This window comes from Extensimonas perlucida (assembly GCF_007655255.1).
Taxonomy (GTDB): Bacteria; Pseudomonadota; Gammaproteobacteria; order Burkholderiales; family Burkholderiaceae_C; genus Extensimonas; species Extensimonas perlucida.
Genome location: NZ_VMYE01000022.1, coordinates 1 through 17,224, shown reverse-complemented (window position 1 = coordinate 17,224; position 17,224 = coordinate 1). Strand labels below are relative to the sequence as shown.

11 protein-coding genes and 2 tRNA genes are annotated in these 17,224 nt (G+C 66.2%); 12 read left to right on the top strand and 1 reads right to left on the bottom strand.

Translation table 11 applies throughout. The features are described 5' to 3' along the window. Positions 1-28 precede the first annotated feature (28 nt). From FK527_RS14420 to FK527_RS14405, 4 genes are all read left to right on the top strand, one after another. Entirely contained in the window at positions 29-2,632 is a 2,604-nt protein-coding gene (locus FK527_RS14420; protein ID WP_144735233.1) for a DNA internalization-related competence protein ComEC/Rec2, read from the top strand. Positions 2,633-2,768: 136 nt separating this feature from the next. After that, positions 2,769-4,235, top strand: a complete 1,467-nt coding sequence (locus FK527_RS14415) for a circularly permuted type 2 ATP-grasp protein (protein ID WP_144735231.1) — start codon at positions 2,769-2,771, stop codon at positions 4,233-4,235. Beyond that, on the top strand, positions 4,229-4,384 hold the full coding sequence (locus FK527_RS17815; RefSeq protein WP_144735230.1) for an alpha-E domain-containing protein: 156 nt from the start codon (positions 4,229-4,231) through the stop codon (positions 4,382-4,384). The genes FK527_RS14415 and FK527_RS17815 overlap by 7 nt, the downstream gene beginning before the upstream one ends. Then, a complete protein-coding gene (locus FK527_RS14405; RefSeq protein WP_144735228.1) occupies positions 4,378-5,337 on the top strand; it encodes an alpha-E domain-containing protein in 960 nt (319 codons plus the stop codon). Before FK527_RS17815 ends, FK527_RS14405 begins: the two co-directional genes overlap by 7 nt. Positions 5,338-5,941: 604 nt before the next feature. Here the strand turns inward: FK527_RS14405 and earP are convergent. Then, complete coding sequence (gene earP / locus FK527_RS14400; RefSeq protein WP_144735226.1) at positions 5,942-7,297, bottom strand: elongation factor P maturation arginine rhamnosyltransferase EarP; 1,356 nt, start codon at positions 7,295-7,297, stop codon at positions 5,942-5,944. A 256-nt stretch (positions 7,298-7,553) separates the two neighbouring features. Between earP and FK527_RS14395 the strand changes: the two genes are divergently transcribed. The 8 genes from FK527_RS14395 to FK527_RS14360 all read left to right on the top strand — a co-directional run bounded on the left by FK527_RS14395 (position 7,554) and on the right by FK527_RS14360 (position 16,919). Then, on the top strand, positions 7,554-10,022 hold the full coding sequence (locus FK527_RS14395; RefSeq protein ID WP_144735224.1) for a YgiQ family radical SAM protein: 2,469 nt from the start codon (positions 7,554-7,556) through the stop codon (positions 10,020-10,022). Positions 10,023-10,074: 52 nt separating this feature from the next. Beyond that, positions 10,075-12,171: an excinuclease ABC subunit UvrC gene (uvrC, locus tag FK527_RS14390; RefSeq protein WP_144735222.1), complete on the top strand. Its 2,097-nt coding sequence runs from the start codon at positions 10,075-10,077 to the stop codon at positions 12,169-12,171. Positions 12,172-12,262: 91 nt separating this feature from the next. Further along, positions 12,263-12,829 carry a CDP-diacylglycerol--glycerol-3-phosphate 3-phosphatidyltransferase gene (pgsA, locus tag FK527_RS14385; protein ID WP_144735220.1) on the top strand — a complete coding sequence of 189 codons (567 nt, stop codon included), beginning with the start codon at positions 12,263-12,265 and terminating at the stop codon, positions 12,827-12,829. A gap of 69 nt (positions 12,830-12,898) precedes the next feature. Further along, a complete protein-coding gene (locus FK527_RS14380; RefSeq protein ID WP_144735218.1) occupies positions 12,899-14,002 on the top strand; it encodes a tartrate dehydrogenase in 1,104 nt (367 codons plus the stop codon). Between the two features lie 286 nt (positions 14,003-14,288). Beyond that, positions 14,289-14,561, top strand: coding sequence for an HU family DNA-binding protein (locus FK527_RS14375; protein WP_144735215.1), 273 nt, complete (start codon positions 14,289-14,291; stop codon positions 14,559-14,561). A 61-nt stretch (positions 14,562-14,622) separates the two neighbouring features. Next, positions 14,623-14,698: transfer RNA gene (locus tag FK527_RS14370), tRNA-Val, on the top strand. Positions 14,699-14,859: 161 nt separating this feature from the next. Beyond that, on the top strand, positions 14,860-16,776 hold the full coding sequence (locus FK527_RS14365; protein WP_144735213.1) for a SurA N-terminal domain-containing protein: 1,917 nt from the start codon (positions 14,860-14,862) through the stop codon (positions 16,774-16,776). Between the two features lie 67 nt (positions 16,777-16,843). Beyond that, positions 16,844-16,919: transfer RNA gene (locus FK527_RS14360), tRNA-His, on the top strand. Positions 16,920-17,224: the final 305 nt, after the last annotated feature.

Sequence of the window (17,224 nt, the reverse complement as noted above, 5' to 3'; positions counted from 1 at the left end):
TTGCTGTCGGTGCCGGTAGCATGCGCGCATGCTGTCCCCCGCTGACGAGCCGCTCTACGCGGAAGATTCCGAGTGCGCCTTTTGGCGCCTGCCAGCGCTGCTGCTTGGCGTGCTCGCGGGTAGCGCCTTGCAATTGCAGCAGGCGGCATTGTGGGAGCGGCGCGCGTATGCAGGTCTGCTGCTTTTGGCGCTGCTGTGTGCCTGGCTGGGTGCGTGGCTCGCGCGCCGCACCTGGCGCGCGCGCTCGGTGCGCGCGCTGCGCTGGCTGCGGCGCGGCGCGTGGTGGCTGGCGCTGGCGGTGGGCGCGCTCGCGGCGTTTGCCGGCGTGGGGCTGCGCGCCGCAGCCTACCAGGGCGACGCCCTGGCGCCTGCGCTCGAAGGGCACGATGTGCGCGTCACGGGCGTGGTCGCGGCCATGCCGCAGGTCAGCGACGTGGGGCTGCGTTTGCGCCTTGCAGTCGAATCCGCGCAGCTTGCGGGCCAGGCCGTGCAGCTGCCGCCTTTGCTCGAAGTCAGCTGGTGGGGCGCGAGCCTGTTCGACGCACCCGAAGGCAGCGAGGTCGAAGACGCCGAGCAGAGTGCGTTGCCGGGCGCGCGCGCCACGCCAAAGATCGCCGCGGGCGAGCGCTGGGCCATGACGCTGCGCCTGAAGGCCCCGCACGGCGCGCGCAACCCCTACGGCTTCGATACCGAGCTCTGGTTTTGGGAGCAGGGCGTGCAGGCCACGGGCTACGTGCGCACGGGGCGGCGCGATGAGCCGCCGCAGCGCCTCGCGCGCACCTGGCAATACCCGATCGAGCAGGCGCGCCAGGCCGTGCGCGATGCCATTTTTGTGCGCCTGCTGCCCGCGGACGCCGGCGCTGGGCAGGAAAACCCGCTGGCCGCGCGCGCTGCGGGCGTGGTGGCAGCGCTCGTGACGGGCGACCAGCGTGCCATCGAGCGTGCCGACTGGGACATTTTCCGTGCCACGGGCGTGGCGCACCTCATGAGCATCTCGGGCCTACATATCACCATGTTCGCGTGGCTCGCGGCGCGCCTCGTGCGCTGGGCCTGGGGGCGCTCGGCACGCTTGTGCCTGGCGGTGCCGGCGCAGTCGGCGGCGCTCGTGGCGGGCGTGTTGCTCGCGGCGGCGTATGCGCTGTTCAGCGGCTGGGGCGTGCCCGCGCAGCGCACCGTGACCATGCTCGCCACGCTCGCACTGCTGCGCCTCGCGGGCCTGCGCTGGCCCTGGCCGCAGGTGTGGCTGCTCGCCTGCGCGGCGGTGGTGCTGGTCGATCCCTGGGCCTTGCTGCAGGCGGGCTTTTGGCTCAGCTTCGTCGCGGTGGGGGTGCTGTTTGCTTCTAACGTAGGAGCTGCTGATGCAGGTGCGAAGGGCGTGAGAGGCCATTTTCATGCTTTATTGCGCGAGCAGTGGGTCGTCACGCTCGCGCTCACGCCGCTGTCGCTGGTGCTGTTCGGGCAGATCGCGCCCGTGGGCCTGCTTGCGAACCTGCTGGCGATTCCGTGGGTCACGCTGCTCGTGACGCCGCTCGCGCTCGCGGGCGTGCTCTGGGCGCCGCTGTGGCAGCTCGCGGCCTGGGCGCTGCAGCCTTTGCTGGCGCTGCTGCAATGGCTGGCGGCCTGGCCGCAGGCCCAGTGGTTTTTGCCGCAGGCGCCGCTGTGGGCGGGCGTGGCCGCGGTGGGCGCGGGCGCGCTGCTGGCCACGCGCGGGCCTTGGGGCTTGCGTGCGCTGGCCTTGCCGCTGCTGCTGCCGGTGCTGTGCTGGCAGCCCGCCCGGCCTGCGCCGGGGCAGTTCGAATTGCTCGCGGCCGACGTGGGGCAGGGTAGCGCGGTGCTGGTGCGCACGGCCACGCACAGCCTGCTCTACGACGCCGGGCCGCGCTACGGGCGCGCTGGTGTGGCGAGCGACGCGGGCCAGCGCGTGCTCGTGCCGCTGCTGCGCGCGCTCGGCGAACGGCTGGACATGCTCATGCTGAGCCACCGCGACGCCGACCACATCGGCGGCGCGGCCGCCGTGCTGGCGCAGCAGCCGCAGGCGCGGCTCGTGGGTTCGGTCATGGATGAGACCGCCTTGCTCGCCTTGCTCGCCTTGCGCCCCGCCGCGCCCTGCCTCGCAGGGCAGCGCTGGGTGTGGGACGGCGTGGCGTTCGAAGTGCTGCACCCGCAAGCACAGGATGCCGCAGCCCCCGTGCGCGCCAAGCACAGCAATGCCAGCAGCTGCGTGCTGCGCATCCGTGCCGCCGCGGTGGGCAGCGGTGCAAGGGGCGCATCTGCTGCGGCCTTGCTGGTGGGCGACATAGAGCTTGCGCAAGAGCAGGCTTTGCTCGCGCGCGGCGCGCCCGTGGCCGCCGACTGGCTGCTCGCCGCGCACCATGGCAGCAAAAGTTCTTCAGGCGCGGCGTTTCTCGACGCCGTGCATCCGCGCACCGTCATGGTGCAGGCCGGCTACCGCAACCGCTACGGCCATCCGGCGCCCGAGGTGCTCGCGCGCTATGTCGAGCGCCACATCCGCGTGGTCGAATCCACGCGCTGCGGCGCCGCCAGCTGGACTTCGGCCGCGCCCGACGAGGTACGCTGCGAGCGCACGCAACGGCAGCATTACTGGGCGCACGCGCTGCCGCCGCGCGAATAGAACCTGGGCCTCCACAAACAAGGATGCGCCGAGGTGTTTTGCCATGGGGCGAACGCCTTGCCGCGTCCCGACTTGCGTAAGTCCTGAGACCGATGGCGCGCTAATTGCTTTGCCAGGCATACAGGAGGCTTTTTGCATGCAAGCATTCGACGAGATGTACGCATCCCTGCCCTACGAGGGCAGCGAGGTGCGCCCTCACTACCGGCGCTATGCGCAATGGCTGGTGCGCCAGCCCATGGATCTCATGCAGGCGCGCCGTGCCGAGGCCGAGATGATCTTTCGCCGCGTGGGCATCACCTTTGCGGTGTATGGCGCCAAAGACGAAGACGGCGCGGGCAACGAGCGCTTGATCCCTTTCGACCTGATCCCGCGCATCATCCCCGCGCAGGAATGGGCGCACATGCAGCGCGGCCTGGTGCAGCGCGTGACGGCGCTCAACCGCTTCATTCGCGACGTCTATCACACGCAGGAAATCCTGCGCGCGGGCGTCGTGCCCGCCGACCTGGTGCTGAACAACGTGCAGTTCCGGCGCGAGATGATCGGCCTGCAGGTGCCGCGCGACGTGTATGCGCACATCGCCGGCATAGACATCGTGCGCGCGGCCAATGCGCAGGGCGAGGGCGTGTATTACGTGCTCGAAGACAACCTGCGCGTGCCCTCGGGCGTGTCCTACATGCTCGAAAACCGCAAGATGATGATGCGGCTGTTTCCGGGCCTGTTCAACGCGCACGCGGTCGCCCCGGTGGCGCACTACCCCGATTTGTTGCTCGAAACCCTGCGCGCGTGCGCACCCACGACCTCGGCCGAGCCCACCGTCGTGGTGCTGACGCCGGGCATGCACAACAGCGCCTACTTCGAGCACGCCTTCCTCGCGCAACAAATGGGCGTGGAGCTGGTCGAGGGGCAAGACCTGGTGGTCAAGGACAGCTTCGTCTACATGCGCACCACGCGCGGCCTGCAGCGCGTGCACGTGATCTACCGGCGTGTCGATGACGATTTTCTCGACCCGCGCGTGTTCCGCAGCGACTCCATCCTCGGTTGCGCGGGGCTCATGGAGGCTTACCAGGCCGGCCACGTGAGCATCTGCAATGCCGTGGGCACGGGCGTTGCCGACGACAAATCGGTGTACCCCTACGTGCCCGAAATGGTGCGCTTTTACCTCGGGGAAGAGCCCATTTTGAACAACGTTCCGACCTGGATCTGCCGCAACCCCGAAGACCTGCGCTACGTGCTCGCGCACCTGCCCGAGCTCGTAGTGAAAGAGGTGCACGGCGCGGGCGGCTACGGCATGCTGATCGGCCCCGCGGCCACCCAAGCCGAGATCGAGGACTTTCGCCGCGCGCTGCAAGCCGACCCGGCACGCTACATCGCCCAGCCCACGCTGAGCCTCTCGAGCTGCCCGACCTTCGTCGACAGCGGCATTGCGCCGCGCCACATAGACTTGCGCCCCTTCGTGCTGAGCGGCCGCGAGGTGCAGATGGTGGCCGGCGGCCTCACGCGCGTCGCGCTCAAGGAGGGCTCGCTCGTGGTCAATTCGTCGCAAGGAGGCGGCACCAAGGACACCTGGGTGCTCGGAGATGAACAGGAGGGCGCACCATGCTGAGCTGCACTGCCGATCACCTTTTCTGGATGTCCCGATATACAGAGCGGGCAGACAAGGCCGCCACCGGCGGGCTTGCATCAGAATACCGCCGGCGCGCGCAGCGCGTGCGGGGTTCTCTGCCCGCCCTTGCACAGGAGGCCCTATGCTGAGCCGCACTGCCGACCATCTTTTCTGGATGTCCCGATATACAGAACGGGCAGAGAACACCGCACGCATGCTCAGCGTGAGCTACGAAACTTCGCTGCTGCCGCAGTCCGCCGCCGAGGCGCAGGCGGGCTGGCAGGGGCTGCTCTCGATCAGCGAGCTGATGCCGGCCTACACGCAAAAGCACGGCGAAGTCACGCCCGCCAGGGTGCTGGAATTCATGGTGCGCGATGGTGACAACCCCTCGTCGATCTTCTCGTGCCTGCGCGCCGCGCGCGAGAACGCACGTGCGGTGCGCGGCGCGCTCACCACCGAAATCTGGGAGACGCAAAACCAGACCTGGCTGGAGCTGCGGCGCCACCTCGAAGACGGCGCGCTCGAGCGCGACCCGGGGCAGTTCTTCGAGTGGGTCAAGTACCGCTCGCACCTCTCGCGCGGCGTCACGCTGGGCACCATGCTGCAGGACGAGGCGTTTCATTTTCTGCGCCTGGGCACTTTTTTGGAGCGCAGCGACAACACGGCGCGCTTGCTCGACGTGAAGTTCCACGCCGCGGCCAAGGACTTTTTCGGACGCGCGAGCGAGCGCAACCTCGAAAGCGACTTCTACCACTGGAGCGCCGTGCTGCGCAGCGTCTCGGCCTTCGAGGTGTACCGCAAGGTGTACCGCGACGTGATCACGCCGGGGCGCGTGGCCGACCTGCTCATCTTGCGCCGCGACATGCCGCGTTCGCTGCACGCGAGCATGCGCGAGGTGGTGGACAACCTGGCCGCGGTCGCCAACGCGCAATCGGACGAAACCCAGCGCCGCGCCGGGCGCCTGCTGTCCGACCTGCGCTATGGGCGCATAGACGAAATCCTGGCCACGGGCCTGCATGCCTTTCTGACGCAGTTCCTCGACCGCGTGAACGAGCTCGGCGCGCGCATCAGCCAGGACTTTCTGGTGCTCGAAGCCGATTGATTGCGGTCTGATTAACTTGTTGATTTTCCTATGAAAACAACCGCGTAGAGGGCGTTTGAAGAGATTTTGGGCGGCTGATGGGAAACCAATAACTGCCAAAAAATCCACTACAAAATCAACAACTTTGTTGGCGCCGATCGAAAAATGACCATCTGAAGGTGTGAGTGCCGCTTCAACCCAGATTGTCCATTAGGGAAATCCTGCAAAACCCCATCAAAAGTTAGGTGCCGCCATCGTCCCGTGTCCTAATGGACAATCTGGGTTCAAAACTGACCAGGGCGTATCAGGTGACTGCTGAATTTTTGGCAGGAGCAAAAGAGGGACGGTCTTAAGTCAACGCGAGGTGGTCAAGGCGTTCATACTGGGATTTTTGCTTCATTTCGAAGCAACCCGCATAAGTGCTCATAAGCTCGGAAGGCCAGCCGGCACGTGGTCAACCGTCCGCCACCAATATCCAAAATCCCAATCCTCATCGGTTGGGATTTTTTTGCCCGTTCCCCCTGTGTTGGCGCGGTTTCCGGGTCTGGCCTCGCGAGCGCCACAGGATGGGACACCGGGGCAAGTCAAGATAGTTGGCGCCTGAATCATGCTACCCACTGCCTTTTTATCGTTTTTCCTGCACGAAGCGCAAGAGCTGCGTCACCAAGTCGTCCTGTTCTAGGAGCCTGTCGGACTTTGGAATCGTCGGCTGCGAATGCGCCGCAGCGGCCCATTTTTTACCGTCTTCTTGCCCCATAGCACCACTATGAGGCGGCGAATCCGGCAAAAACTGGCCTCGCCGTGGCGCATTCTCGCTTTCGACGCCCAAAGTCCGACAGGCTCCTAGCAGGCGTGCGCGTGCGGCTTGGGTGCAGGCGCGCCATTCGGCGAGCGTCTTCGCGTCGGGCAATTGCAGTGGCGCGCTGTCTGTGCCGGCGATGCCGTTCCAGCCCGCATGAAAACGCCGCAGCGTGGGCGGGGCGTCGAGCCAATCCAAAAAGGCGTACAGCTTGCCGTGGTGCGCGTCGTCGTGCTGCGGGTAGATTTGCCACACGAAGGCCTCGCCGGCCCAGAGCGCGCGCACGAGCGAATCCTCGCCGCGCACGAGGTTCAGGTCGCAGGCCCAGAGCATTTCGTCGAACGCGGCTTGCGGGCGCGGCGGGAGGTATTGAATCGATAGCTGCCCACGCTTGCTGGATGCGCCTTCATGGGAATTTTGATGCATATTTTGCAGCGCAGCCCGCACCGCGGCGCTGGCACGCCCGGGCGTCACGAGCAGCTGCGTGGCCGGCTCTTGGCGCTCCGCGCATTGCGCGAGCAGCTGCGCGAGCGCGGGCGGCTCGTAGCAAAACAGCGAAATCCACAGCCGCGCGTCGCGTTGCGCCGGCGTCAAATCGGGCGCTTGCGCAGCGCGCCAGGCGGCGCGGTCGAAGCGCGCCTGGCGCTGCAGTAGATCGGGCTCGCGCAGCAAGCCGCCGGTCGCGGGCGTGAAGCCGGGGTAGAAAAACCAGCGCGTCCAGCCTGCCGCAGGGCCGTGCAGGATGGGCGAGGGCAGGCCGTGGTTGCGTGCCACGTAGCTTTGCGCCGAAAGGTATTCGAGGTTGATCCACACTGGGGCGCGTGATTCATGGTCATTTTGGCCTCTATCCATTGATACACGTGCACAATAAGCTATGAATTCAGGATCAATCTCGCAGCCAAAGGCTTCGACGAGCACGTCGGGTGGTGGCTCGTTTGGCGTGGGCGGTGGCGTCCCCCAGCGGCGCACCTGCACGCCAGGGCAGCCCTCGGGCGCCAGCCACGCGAGCGCCGAGGCGTCATCCACCCACAGGCGCACGCGCTGCCCGCGCCCGGCCAGCTGCGCCGCGAGCCGCCAGCACACGCCGATGTCGCCCCAGTTGTCGATCACGCGGCAGAAGATGTCCCATTGCAGGGCGGGTGGGGTGGGTGGGGTGGAATGGGCGGAGCTGGGGCTTGGCATGGCGGGCGATGGTAGCCGCAGCGGCAGCGTGGCGCCGAGCGGGTTGCATGCGCTGGGGGCGGCATGCTTGCGCGCGGACGGCAGCAGGGATGGGCCCCGGCGGGCGCGCAAGCCCACAGCCGCGCCGTGGGCAGGGGCAAAACCTTACACTCGCGCCCTCTGCGCCGCAGCGGCTGCGTGCGCGGCGCGCTTTTTGCGCGCGTGCAGTGGCCCGCGCCGCCATTGCCCGCAGCCCCGCCGTCCCCATCTTGCCCCCATGAACGCGCCCATCGACGTCTCCTTTTTCCCGCGCCCGGCCAAGCCGCTGACCAGCTACAAGCCGTACTGGGCCAAGCGCTTTGGCACCGCGCCTTTTCTGCCCATGAGCCGGGCCGAGATGGACGCGCTCGGCTGGGATTCGTGCGACGTGATCCTGGTGACGGGCGACGCCTACGTCGATCACCCGAGCTTTGGCATGGCCGTGATCGGGCGCGTGCTCGAGGCGCAGGGCTTTCGCGTGGGCATCATCGCGCAGCCCGATTGGCATAGCTGCGAGCCGTTCAAAGTGCTCGGGCGGCCCAATCTGTTTTGGGGCGTGACGGCGGGCAACATGGATTCGATGATCAACCGCTACACGGCCGATCGCAAAATCCGCAGCGACGACGCCTACACGCCGGGCAACGTCGCGGGCCGGCGGCCCGACCGCGCGGCCATCGTCTATAGCCAGCGCTGCCGCGAGGCGTACAAAGACGTGCCCATCATCCTGGGCGGCATAGAAGGCAGCCTGCGGCGCATCGCGCACTACGATTATTGGAGCGACAAGGTACGCCGCTCCATCGTCGTGGACAGCAAGTGCGACCTGCTGTTGTACGGCAACGCCGAGCGCGCGCTGGTCGAGGTGGCGCACCGCCTGGCGCGGCGCGAGCCCGTGGAGCGCATCACCGACGTGCGCGGCACGGCCTTCGTGCGCCGCCAGTCGGCCCTTGCAGGCGAGCCCGGCTGGTTCGAGATCGACTCGACCGAGGTCGATCAGCCCGGCCGTATCGACGCGCACCTGAATCCTTACCTGACCACGGCCGAGCAGGCGGCGCTGCAAGGGGCTTCTTGCGCGGCGCTGCAGGATTCAGAGAAGGAGCAGGGTGCAGATGCTTCTGAAAATATAGCCGCTAATGCTGATACAGCAAGCGCTAGAGGCCGATTTGACACTGAAACCCAGGAGCAGCCCCTGCGCTTCGTGCCGCGCGCCCAGTCCGCAGTGCCGCGTGAGCGCTGCGTGATCCGCCTGCCCAGCTACGAGCAGGTCAAGGCCGACCCCGTGCTCTACGCGCACGCCAGCCGCGTGCTGCACCTCGAAACCAACCCCGGCAACGCGCGCGCCTTGGTGCAGGCGCACGGCGAGGGCGCCACGGCGCGCGACGTGTGGATCAACCCGCCGCCGATTCCGCTCACCACGGCCGAGATGGACTGGGTGTTCGGCCTGCCCTACGCGCGCAGCCCGCACCCGGCCTACGCCGACGAGCGCGGGCGCTTTGATGGTGCAAGCAAAATCCCCGCGTGGGAGATGATCCGCTTTTCCGTCAACATCATGCGCGGCTGCTTTGGCGGCTGCACCTTTTGCAGCATCACCGAGCACGAGGGGCGCATCATCCAAAGCCGCTCGGAAGATTCGATCATCCACGAGATCGAAGAGGTGCGCGACAAGGTGCAGGGCTTTACCGGCACCATCTCCGACCTGGGCGGGCCCACGGCCAACATGTACCGCCTGGGCTGCAAGAGCCCAGAGATCGAGGCCGCGTGCCGCAAGCCGAGCTGCGTCTATCCTGACATCTGCCAGAACCTCGGTACCGACCACGGCCCGCTGATCCGCATCTACCGCCGCGCGCGCCAGCTGCCGGGCATCAAGAAAGTGCTGATCGGCTCGGGCCTGCGTTACGACCTGGCGGTGCGTTCGCCCGAATACGTGAAGGAGCTCGTGCAGCACCATGTGGGCGGCTACCTCAAGATCGCGCCCGAGCACACCGAGCCGGGGCCGCTGTCCAAGATGATGAAGCCCGGCATGGGCAGCTACGACCGCTTCAAGCAGCTCTTTGACCAATACAGCCGCGAGGCCGGCAAAGAGCAGTACCTGATCCCGTACTTCATCGCCGCGCACCCCGGCACCACCGACGAGGATATGCTCAACTTGGCGCTGTGGCTCAAGAAAAACGGCTTTCGCGCCGACCAGGTGCAGGCGTTCTACCCCAGCCCCATGGCCAGCGCCACGGCCATGTACCACACGGGGCTCAACACGCTCAAAGGCGTGCATCGCGACGCCCGCGCCGAGCGCGTCGATACCGTGAAGGGCGAGCGCCGCCGCCGTCTGCACAAAGCCTTTTTGCGCTGGCACGACCCGAACAACTGGCCACTCTTGCGCGAGGCGCTCAAGGAGATGGGCCGCGCCGACCTGATAGGCAACGGCAAGCAGCACCTGATCCCGACCTGGCAGCCCGCCACCGAAGGCGGCTACCAGAGCGCGCGGCGCAAAAATTCGACGCCGCCGGGTGCTGGGGCGCAGGCCCCGGCGTCGGCATCGAATGCGCTCCCGAAAAAGAAGCTGCTAGCGCAGTCTGTTCCTGCACATGGGCGCATTTTGACCCAACATACGGGGCTGCCGCCGCGCGCGCAGGGGAGTTCGCAAAAGAACTCGGACGATGCCCGCAAGAGCCCATTCAAGAGCGCGCGTGCGCCGCGCCGCGGCAAGCCCTGACGTGCCTGGCGCCACTGCCACTGCCACTGCCACTGCCACTGCTTGACCTTTCATGTCAGCCACGCCTGCCGAAGAACTGTTTGCCCAGCTGCAAAGCCAGGCCGCCGCGCTGCCCGAGTTGCCGGGCGTGTACCGCTACTTCGACGCGGGCGGCGCGCTGCTCTACGTGGGCAAGGCGCGCAACCTGAAAAATCGCGTCACGAGCTACTTCAGCCGCAGCCACGACGGCACGCGCATCGGCCACATGGTGGGCAAGATCGCCCGCATGGAGACGACCGTGGTGCGCTCCGAGGCCGAGGCGCTGCTGCTCGAAAACAACCTCATCAAGACGCAGCACCCGCGCTACAACATCCTGTTTCGCGACGACAAGAGCTACCCTTTTTTGCAGCTCACGGGCGTGGCGCGCGAGGCGGCTGCGGCAGGTGCGGACGCGCCGGCGCAGGCGCCCGAGCAGCAGTTTCCGCGCCTCGCGTACTACCGCGGCGCCATCGACAAAAAGCACCGCTACTTCGGCCCCTACCCGAACGGCTGGGCCGTGAAAGAGACGATCCAGCTGCTGCAAAAGGTGTTTCGCCTGCGCACCTGTGAAGACACGGTGTTTGCCAACCGCACGCGGCCCTGCCTGCTCTACCAGATCAAGCGCTGCTCGGGCCCCTGCGTGGGCGCGATCACGCCCGCGGCCTACGCGCAGGACGTGCAGCACGCCGAGGCGCTGCTGCGCGGCCAGACGCAGCAATTGCTGCAAGAACTCGAAGCGCGCATGCTCGCGCACGCCGACAAGCTCGAATTCGAACAGGCCGCCGAACTGCGCAACCAGATCACGGCCCTGGCGCGCGTGCTGCACCAGCAGGCCGTGGAAACGGCGCCCGACCAGGACGTGGACATCCTCGCCGTGCGCGTGCAGGGCGGGCGCGCCTGCGTGAACCTGGCCATGGTGCGCGGCGGCCGCCACCTCGGCGACCGCGCCTACTTTCCCCAGCATGTCGAAGATGCCGCGGCGCTGTGGGAATCGACGGAAGCCGTGGAGTCCGCGGAGGATGCAGATGTCACCGAAGCCACGGCGCAGGCCGCTGCGCCAGGGCAGGGCGGCGCGGCGCAGCAGGCCGCACACACCATCGAGGCGCAGGTGCTCGAAGCCTTCATCGCCCAGCACTACCTGGGCGTGCCCGTGCCGCCCGTGCTCGTGACCAGCGAACCCATCTCGGCGCAGCTCTTGCAGGCGCTGGCTGAGCAAAGCGGCACGCGCGTGCACGCCGTGCACCAGCCACGCGAGCAGCGCCGCGTCTGGCTCGAAATGGCGCAAAAAAACGCCGACCTGCAGCTCGCGCGCCTGCTCGCCGAAGAAGGCTCGCAGCAGGCGCGCACGCGCGCGCTCGCCGAGGCGCTGGACCTCACCGCGGAAGACCTCGACGCGCTCACGATCGAATGCTTCGACATTTCGCACACCGCGGGCGAGGCCACGCAGGCTTCGTGCGTGGTGTTCCAGCACCACAAGATGCAGCCCAGCGAATACCGGCGCTACCGCATCGAAGGCATCACTGGCGGCGACGACTACGCCGCCATGCGCCAGGTGCTGCAGCGTCGCTACGGCAAGCTCGCCGAGGCCATGCGCGCGGCAGCGCAAGCATCGGCAGAAGGCGCTGCGGGCGCGCCCGCCGTGGAGGCGGGGCAGGGCGGGGCGCCCGGAAAATCCCGCGCACGCCTGCCCGATCTGGTGCTGATCGACGGCGGCAAGGGCCAGGTCGGCGTCGCGCGCGAGGTGTTCACGGCGCTGGGGCTCGACATTGCGCGCATCGTCGGCGTCGAAAAGGGCGAGGGCCGCAAGGTTGGCCTCGAAGAACTGGTGTTTGCCGACGGGCGCGAGAAAGTGGCGCTCGGGCACGATTCGGCGGCGCTGCTGCTGGTCGCGCAAATCCGCGACGAGGCGCACCGCTTCGCCATCACCGGCATGCGCGCCGCGCGCGCCAAGGTGCGCGTGGGTGGCGGCCGGCTCGAAGAAATCCCCGGCGTGGGCCCGAAAAAACGTGCGCGCCTGCTGCAGCGCTTCGGCGGCGTGCGCGGTGTGGCCGAGGCCAGCGTCGCAGACCTTTGCACCGTCGAGGGGATCTCGCGCGCGCTGGCCGAAACGATTTACCACGCGCTGCGCTGAGAAGGCGCGCACGAACCCGCCATGCCTGACGCACGCAGATGCGGCCCCGGGCAGGCTGCGGCGGCCATGGTGCCATGCCACAATCGGCGCCATGTTCTGGACCATGCCCACCCTCATGACCTGGACGCGCATCGTCGCGATTCCCTTGATCGTGGGGGTTTTTTACGTGCCCATCGAGCCGGCCACGCGCAATCTCATCGCCACCGTGCTGTTCATCGTGTTCGCCATCACCGACTGGCTGGACGGCTACCTCGCGCGCAAATTGGGGCAGGTGTCGGCGTTTGGGGCGTTTCTCGATCCGGTGGCGGACAAATTCCTGGTTTGCGCCTCGCTGCTCGTGCTCGTGCATCTGCAGCGCGCCGACGTTTTCGCCGCGCTCATCATCATCGGGCGCGAGATCGCCATCTCGGCGCTGCGCGAGTGGATGGCGCAAATCGGCGCGAGCAAGAGCGTGGCCGTGCACATGCTGGGCAAGGTCAAGACGGCCGTGCAGATGGTCGCGCTGCCGTTCCTGCTCTACGACGGCACGCTGCCCGGCGGCCTGGACACGCGCGTATGGGGCCACTGGCTGCTGTGGCTTGCAGTCGTGCTCACGGTCTGGTCCATGGTCCATTACCTGCAAAAAGCCCTGCCCGAAATCCGCGCGCGCGTGCGCTAAGGGTTCAAGCCTTTTCGCGCGTTTGCGCTTATTTGTTCTGCACAAGCAGCTATCTTTCAAGGAGTATCCATGCCCACCCATCGCATTGCCGTGATCGCCGGCGACGGCATAGGCAAAGAAGTCATGCCCGAAGGGCTGCGCGTGCTCGACGTGGCGGCGCGCAAGTTCGGCATCGATCTGCGCCTGGACCATTTCGATTTTGCTAGCTGGGACTATTACGAAAAGCACGGCCAGATGCTGCCCACTGACTGGAAGGAGCAAATCGGCGGCCACGAAGCGATCTACTTCGGCGCCGTGGGCTGGCCCGAGAAGATTCCCGACCACATCTCGCTGTGGGGCTCGCTGCTGTTGTTTCGGCGCGAGTTCGACCAATACGTCAACCTGCGCCCCGCGCGCCTCATGCCCGGCATCACCGCCCCCGTGGTGCGCCGCGACGGCAGCGCGCGGCTGCCGGGCGAGATCGACATGCTCATCGTGCGCGAAAACACCGAGGGCGAATACTCGAGCATAGGCGGGCGCATGTTCGAGGGCACCGAGCGCGAAATCGTCATGCAGGAGACCGTGATGAGCCGCTTCGGCGTCGATCGCGTGTTGCGCTATGCGTTCGAGCTCGCGCAGTCGCGCCCGAAAAAGCACCTGACCAGCGCCACCAAGTCCAACGGCATCGCCATCACCATGCCCTACTGGGACGAGCGCGTGGCCGAAATGGCCAAGGCCTACCCTGAGGTGCGCGTGGACAAATTCCACATCGACATCCTGACCGCGCACTTCGTGCAGCGGCCCGACTTTTTCGACGTCGTCGTGGCGAGCAACCTGTTTGGCGACATCCTCTCCGACCTCGGGCCGGCCTGCACCGGCACCATAGGCATCGCGCCCAGCGCCAACCTCAACCCCACGCGCGCCGCGCCCTCGCTGTTCGAGCCCGTGCACGGCTCGGCGCCCGACATCGCGGGCAAGGGCATCGCAAACCCGATCGGGCAGATCTGGAGCGGCGCGCTGATGCTCGACTTTCTCGGCTACCGCGCCGCGCACGACGCCATCCTCGCCGCCATCGAGGCCGTGCTCGACCCGCGCAGCGGCGGCCCGCGCACCCCCGACCTCGGCGGCCAGGACCGCACGCAAGACCTGGGTCGTGCGATTGCCGAGCAGCTTGCTGACGGTGGTTTGGCTTGAGTGTCAATCCGGGTTTGCCCATGCGCGGCCCCGCGGCGGGCCGAGCCGCCGCAGCGTTTTGCCGCCGTAAATGCGACTAAAATCGCGCCCCAAGCCTGAGCGATGGTCGTGAAGCCGGGCCAGCGGCTGCTTATTGACACTGGGTGGATCGCTGGCTTTAATCCAATACCGGTAAGCGCTGCCGGATGGTCTGGGCGGTTTCCCGGTGGCGCAAGACACTTTGTGCGAGCCCCGGGCGCTTCCCCAGCTACAGGACATTTCTCCCATCTTCTGCAAGAGGTTTTTCGTGAACAAAACCGAACTGATTGATCACATCGCCAACGATGCCGATATTTCCAAGGCCGAAGCCACCCGTGCGCTCGAGTCGGCGATCGAAGCAGTCAAACAAACCCTGAAAAAGGGCGGCTCGGTGTCTCTGGTCGGGTTCGGCACCTTTTCCGTGGGCAAACGCGCCGCGCGCATCGGGCGCAATCCGCGTACCGGCGCTGAGATTAAAATCAAAGCCGCCAAGGTTCCCAAGTTCCGTCCAGGCAAGGCGTTGAAGGACGCCATCAACTGATTGCCACGGTTCTTCACCCGGCGCGCGCGTGCATGGCGCGCAAGGTTTCAAGGTTCAAGTGGGGTGCTTAGCTCAGTTGGTAGAGCGGCGCCCTTACAAGGCGTAGGTCGGCGGTTCGAGCCCGTCAGCACCCACCACTTCAACCCCCTGTCCTCTCCCACCTCAGGCAAAAGGCGAACACGGGTTCGCCTTTCGTTTGCACCCGCTCCGTCACGCCAACAGCACAGGGCGCAGATGCGCAGTGCGCCGGCCCACACCCCCCACTGCTCCTTAGCTGCGTCCCCAGGAAAGATCGATCATGCTCGAAGCCATCCGCAAGCACTCCAAAATCGTGATGCTCTTGCTGTTCTTGCTGATCATTCCCTCGTTCGTGTTGGTGGGCGTCAACCGCGACTACTTTTCCGAAAAAAGCCCCGCGGTGGCGCGCGTCGATGGCCACGACATCACGCAGGCCGACTGGGACAACGCGCACAAGATCGAAACCGACCGTATCCGCGCGCAGGCCCCCTCGCTAGACCCCAAGCTGCTCGACTCGCCGCAAGCGCGCTATGCCACGCTCGAGCGCCTTGTGCGCGAGCGCGTGCTGCAGGCCGCAGCGCAGCAAATGCACTTGGTCACGAGCGACAGCCGTCTTGCACGCAGCCTGCAGGAAATCCCCGCGATCGCCGCGCTCAAGCGCCCTGATGGCAGCCTGGACGCCGCCGCCTACCGTGCCCTGGTCGGCGCGCAAGGCATGACGCCCGAGGGCTTCGAGGCCATGGTGCGGCGCGACCTCTCGGTCAACCAGGTGATGGCCGGCGTCATGGGATCGGCCTTTGCCACGCCTGCGCAGGCCAAGCCAGCGCTCGACGCGCTCCTGCAGCGCCGCGAAGTGCAAATCGCGCACCTAGACGCCGCCGATTTCGCCAGCCGCGTCACGCCCAGCGACGCCGACTTGCAGGCGTACTACAAAGCGCACGCCAGCCAATTCCAGCAGCCCGAGCAGGCCAGCGTGGAGTATGTGGTGCTGGACCTCGACAGCGTGGCCTCCAGCATCAGCGTCAGCGAAGACGATCTGCGCAGCTATTACCAGGAAAACCTGGCGCGCCTGGGCAGCAAGGAAGAGCGCCGCGCGCGCCACATCCTGCTCCAGGCGCCCAAGGACGCACCGCCAGCCGAGCGTGCCAAAGCCAAGGCCCGCGCCGAGGAACTGCTCGCCCAGCTGCGCCAAAACCCGGCGGGTTTTGCCGAACTGGCGAAAAAGTATTCCGACGACAAGAGCTCCGCTGCCAACGGAGGCGACCTGGGCTATTTCGCGCGTGGCGCCATGGTCAAACCCTTTGAAGATGCTGTCTTCGCGCTGAAAAAAGGCGAGATCAGTGGCGTCGTCGAGTCCGACTTCGGCTACCACATCATCGAGCTTGCCGACGTCAAACCTTCCAAGGTGCCGAGCTTCGACGAGTTGCGCCCCAAGCTGGAAGCCGAGCTGCGCCAACAACAAGCCCAGCGCAAATTCGCCGAAGTGGCCGAGACCTTCAGCAACACTGTCTATGAACAACCCGACAGCCTGCAAGCGGTGGCCGACAAACTCAAGCTCAAGATACAGACTGCCACGGGCCTGAGCCGCACTCCTGCCGCAGGTGCGAGCGGACCGCTCGCGAATGCCAAGTTCCTCGCGGCCTTGTTCTCTGCGGACGCGATCGAGAAAAAGCACAACACCGAAGCCATAGAAGTCGGCCCGAGCCAGCTCGCTGCGGGCCGCATCCAGACATACACGCCTGCGCAGACCTTGCCTTTCGAACAGGTGCGCGTCCAGGTGCAAAAACGCTACATCGCCGACAAGGCGGCCGAACTCGCTCGCAAGGAAGGGGAGGCCCGCCTTGCCGCCTGGAAAGCCAAGCCCGATGGTGCCACGGGTTTAAGCGAACCCATGCTGCTGTCGCGCGAGCAGCCGCAAAACCAGCCACAGGCCATCGTCGACGCCATATTCAGCGCGCGTGCCGAATCCTTGCCGGCGTGGGTCGGTGTAGCTCTGGGGGCGCAAGGCTACGCGATCGTCAAGATCAACGCGGTCAAACCGCCCGAGCCAGCCGATGCGCAAGCCGCGCGCCAACTCCTTGCGCAATTCACCCAATGGTGGGGCAGCGCCGAAGGCATGGCCTACTACGAATGGCTCAAGACAAAATTCAAGGTGCAAATCAAGGCGCCACGCCCCGAGACGTTCTCGCAAGGCTGAAAATTCGCAGGAAACGCCGCCGCAATGTGCTCATGGCGGCCGCGGCGGGCTATAATGCGCGGCTACGGTGGCTGTAGCTCAGTTGGTAGAGTCCAGGATTGTGATTCCTGTCGTCGTGGGTTCGAGTCCCATCAGCCACCCCAAAATTTCCCTTCAAAATCAAGGCCCTACGGGCCTTGATTCATTTCTGGGGATAGGCGGGGGATAAGTTGCCTCTTGGCTGGCTTTCTTCGTGGCAAGTAGGTGGCCACCGGGTGGCGTTTCCTACAGTGATACGAGGTCTCTAGCCTCCCAGCCACTGAGTGGCTGTAGCAAAAGTAGACTAGTAGATCGTTCCGTTAATATGCTTACGAATCATGCGAGTTCCAGATCGAACTTCTTCCAGCGGAAGACGACTGGGGCTGCGTTCATTTCATCGATGCCTTTCAAGATGCGCGCCTTGAGCTCG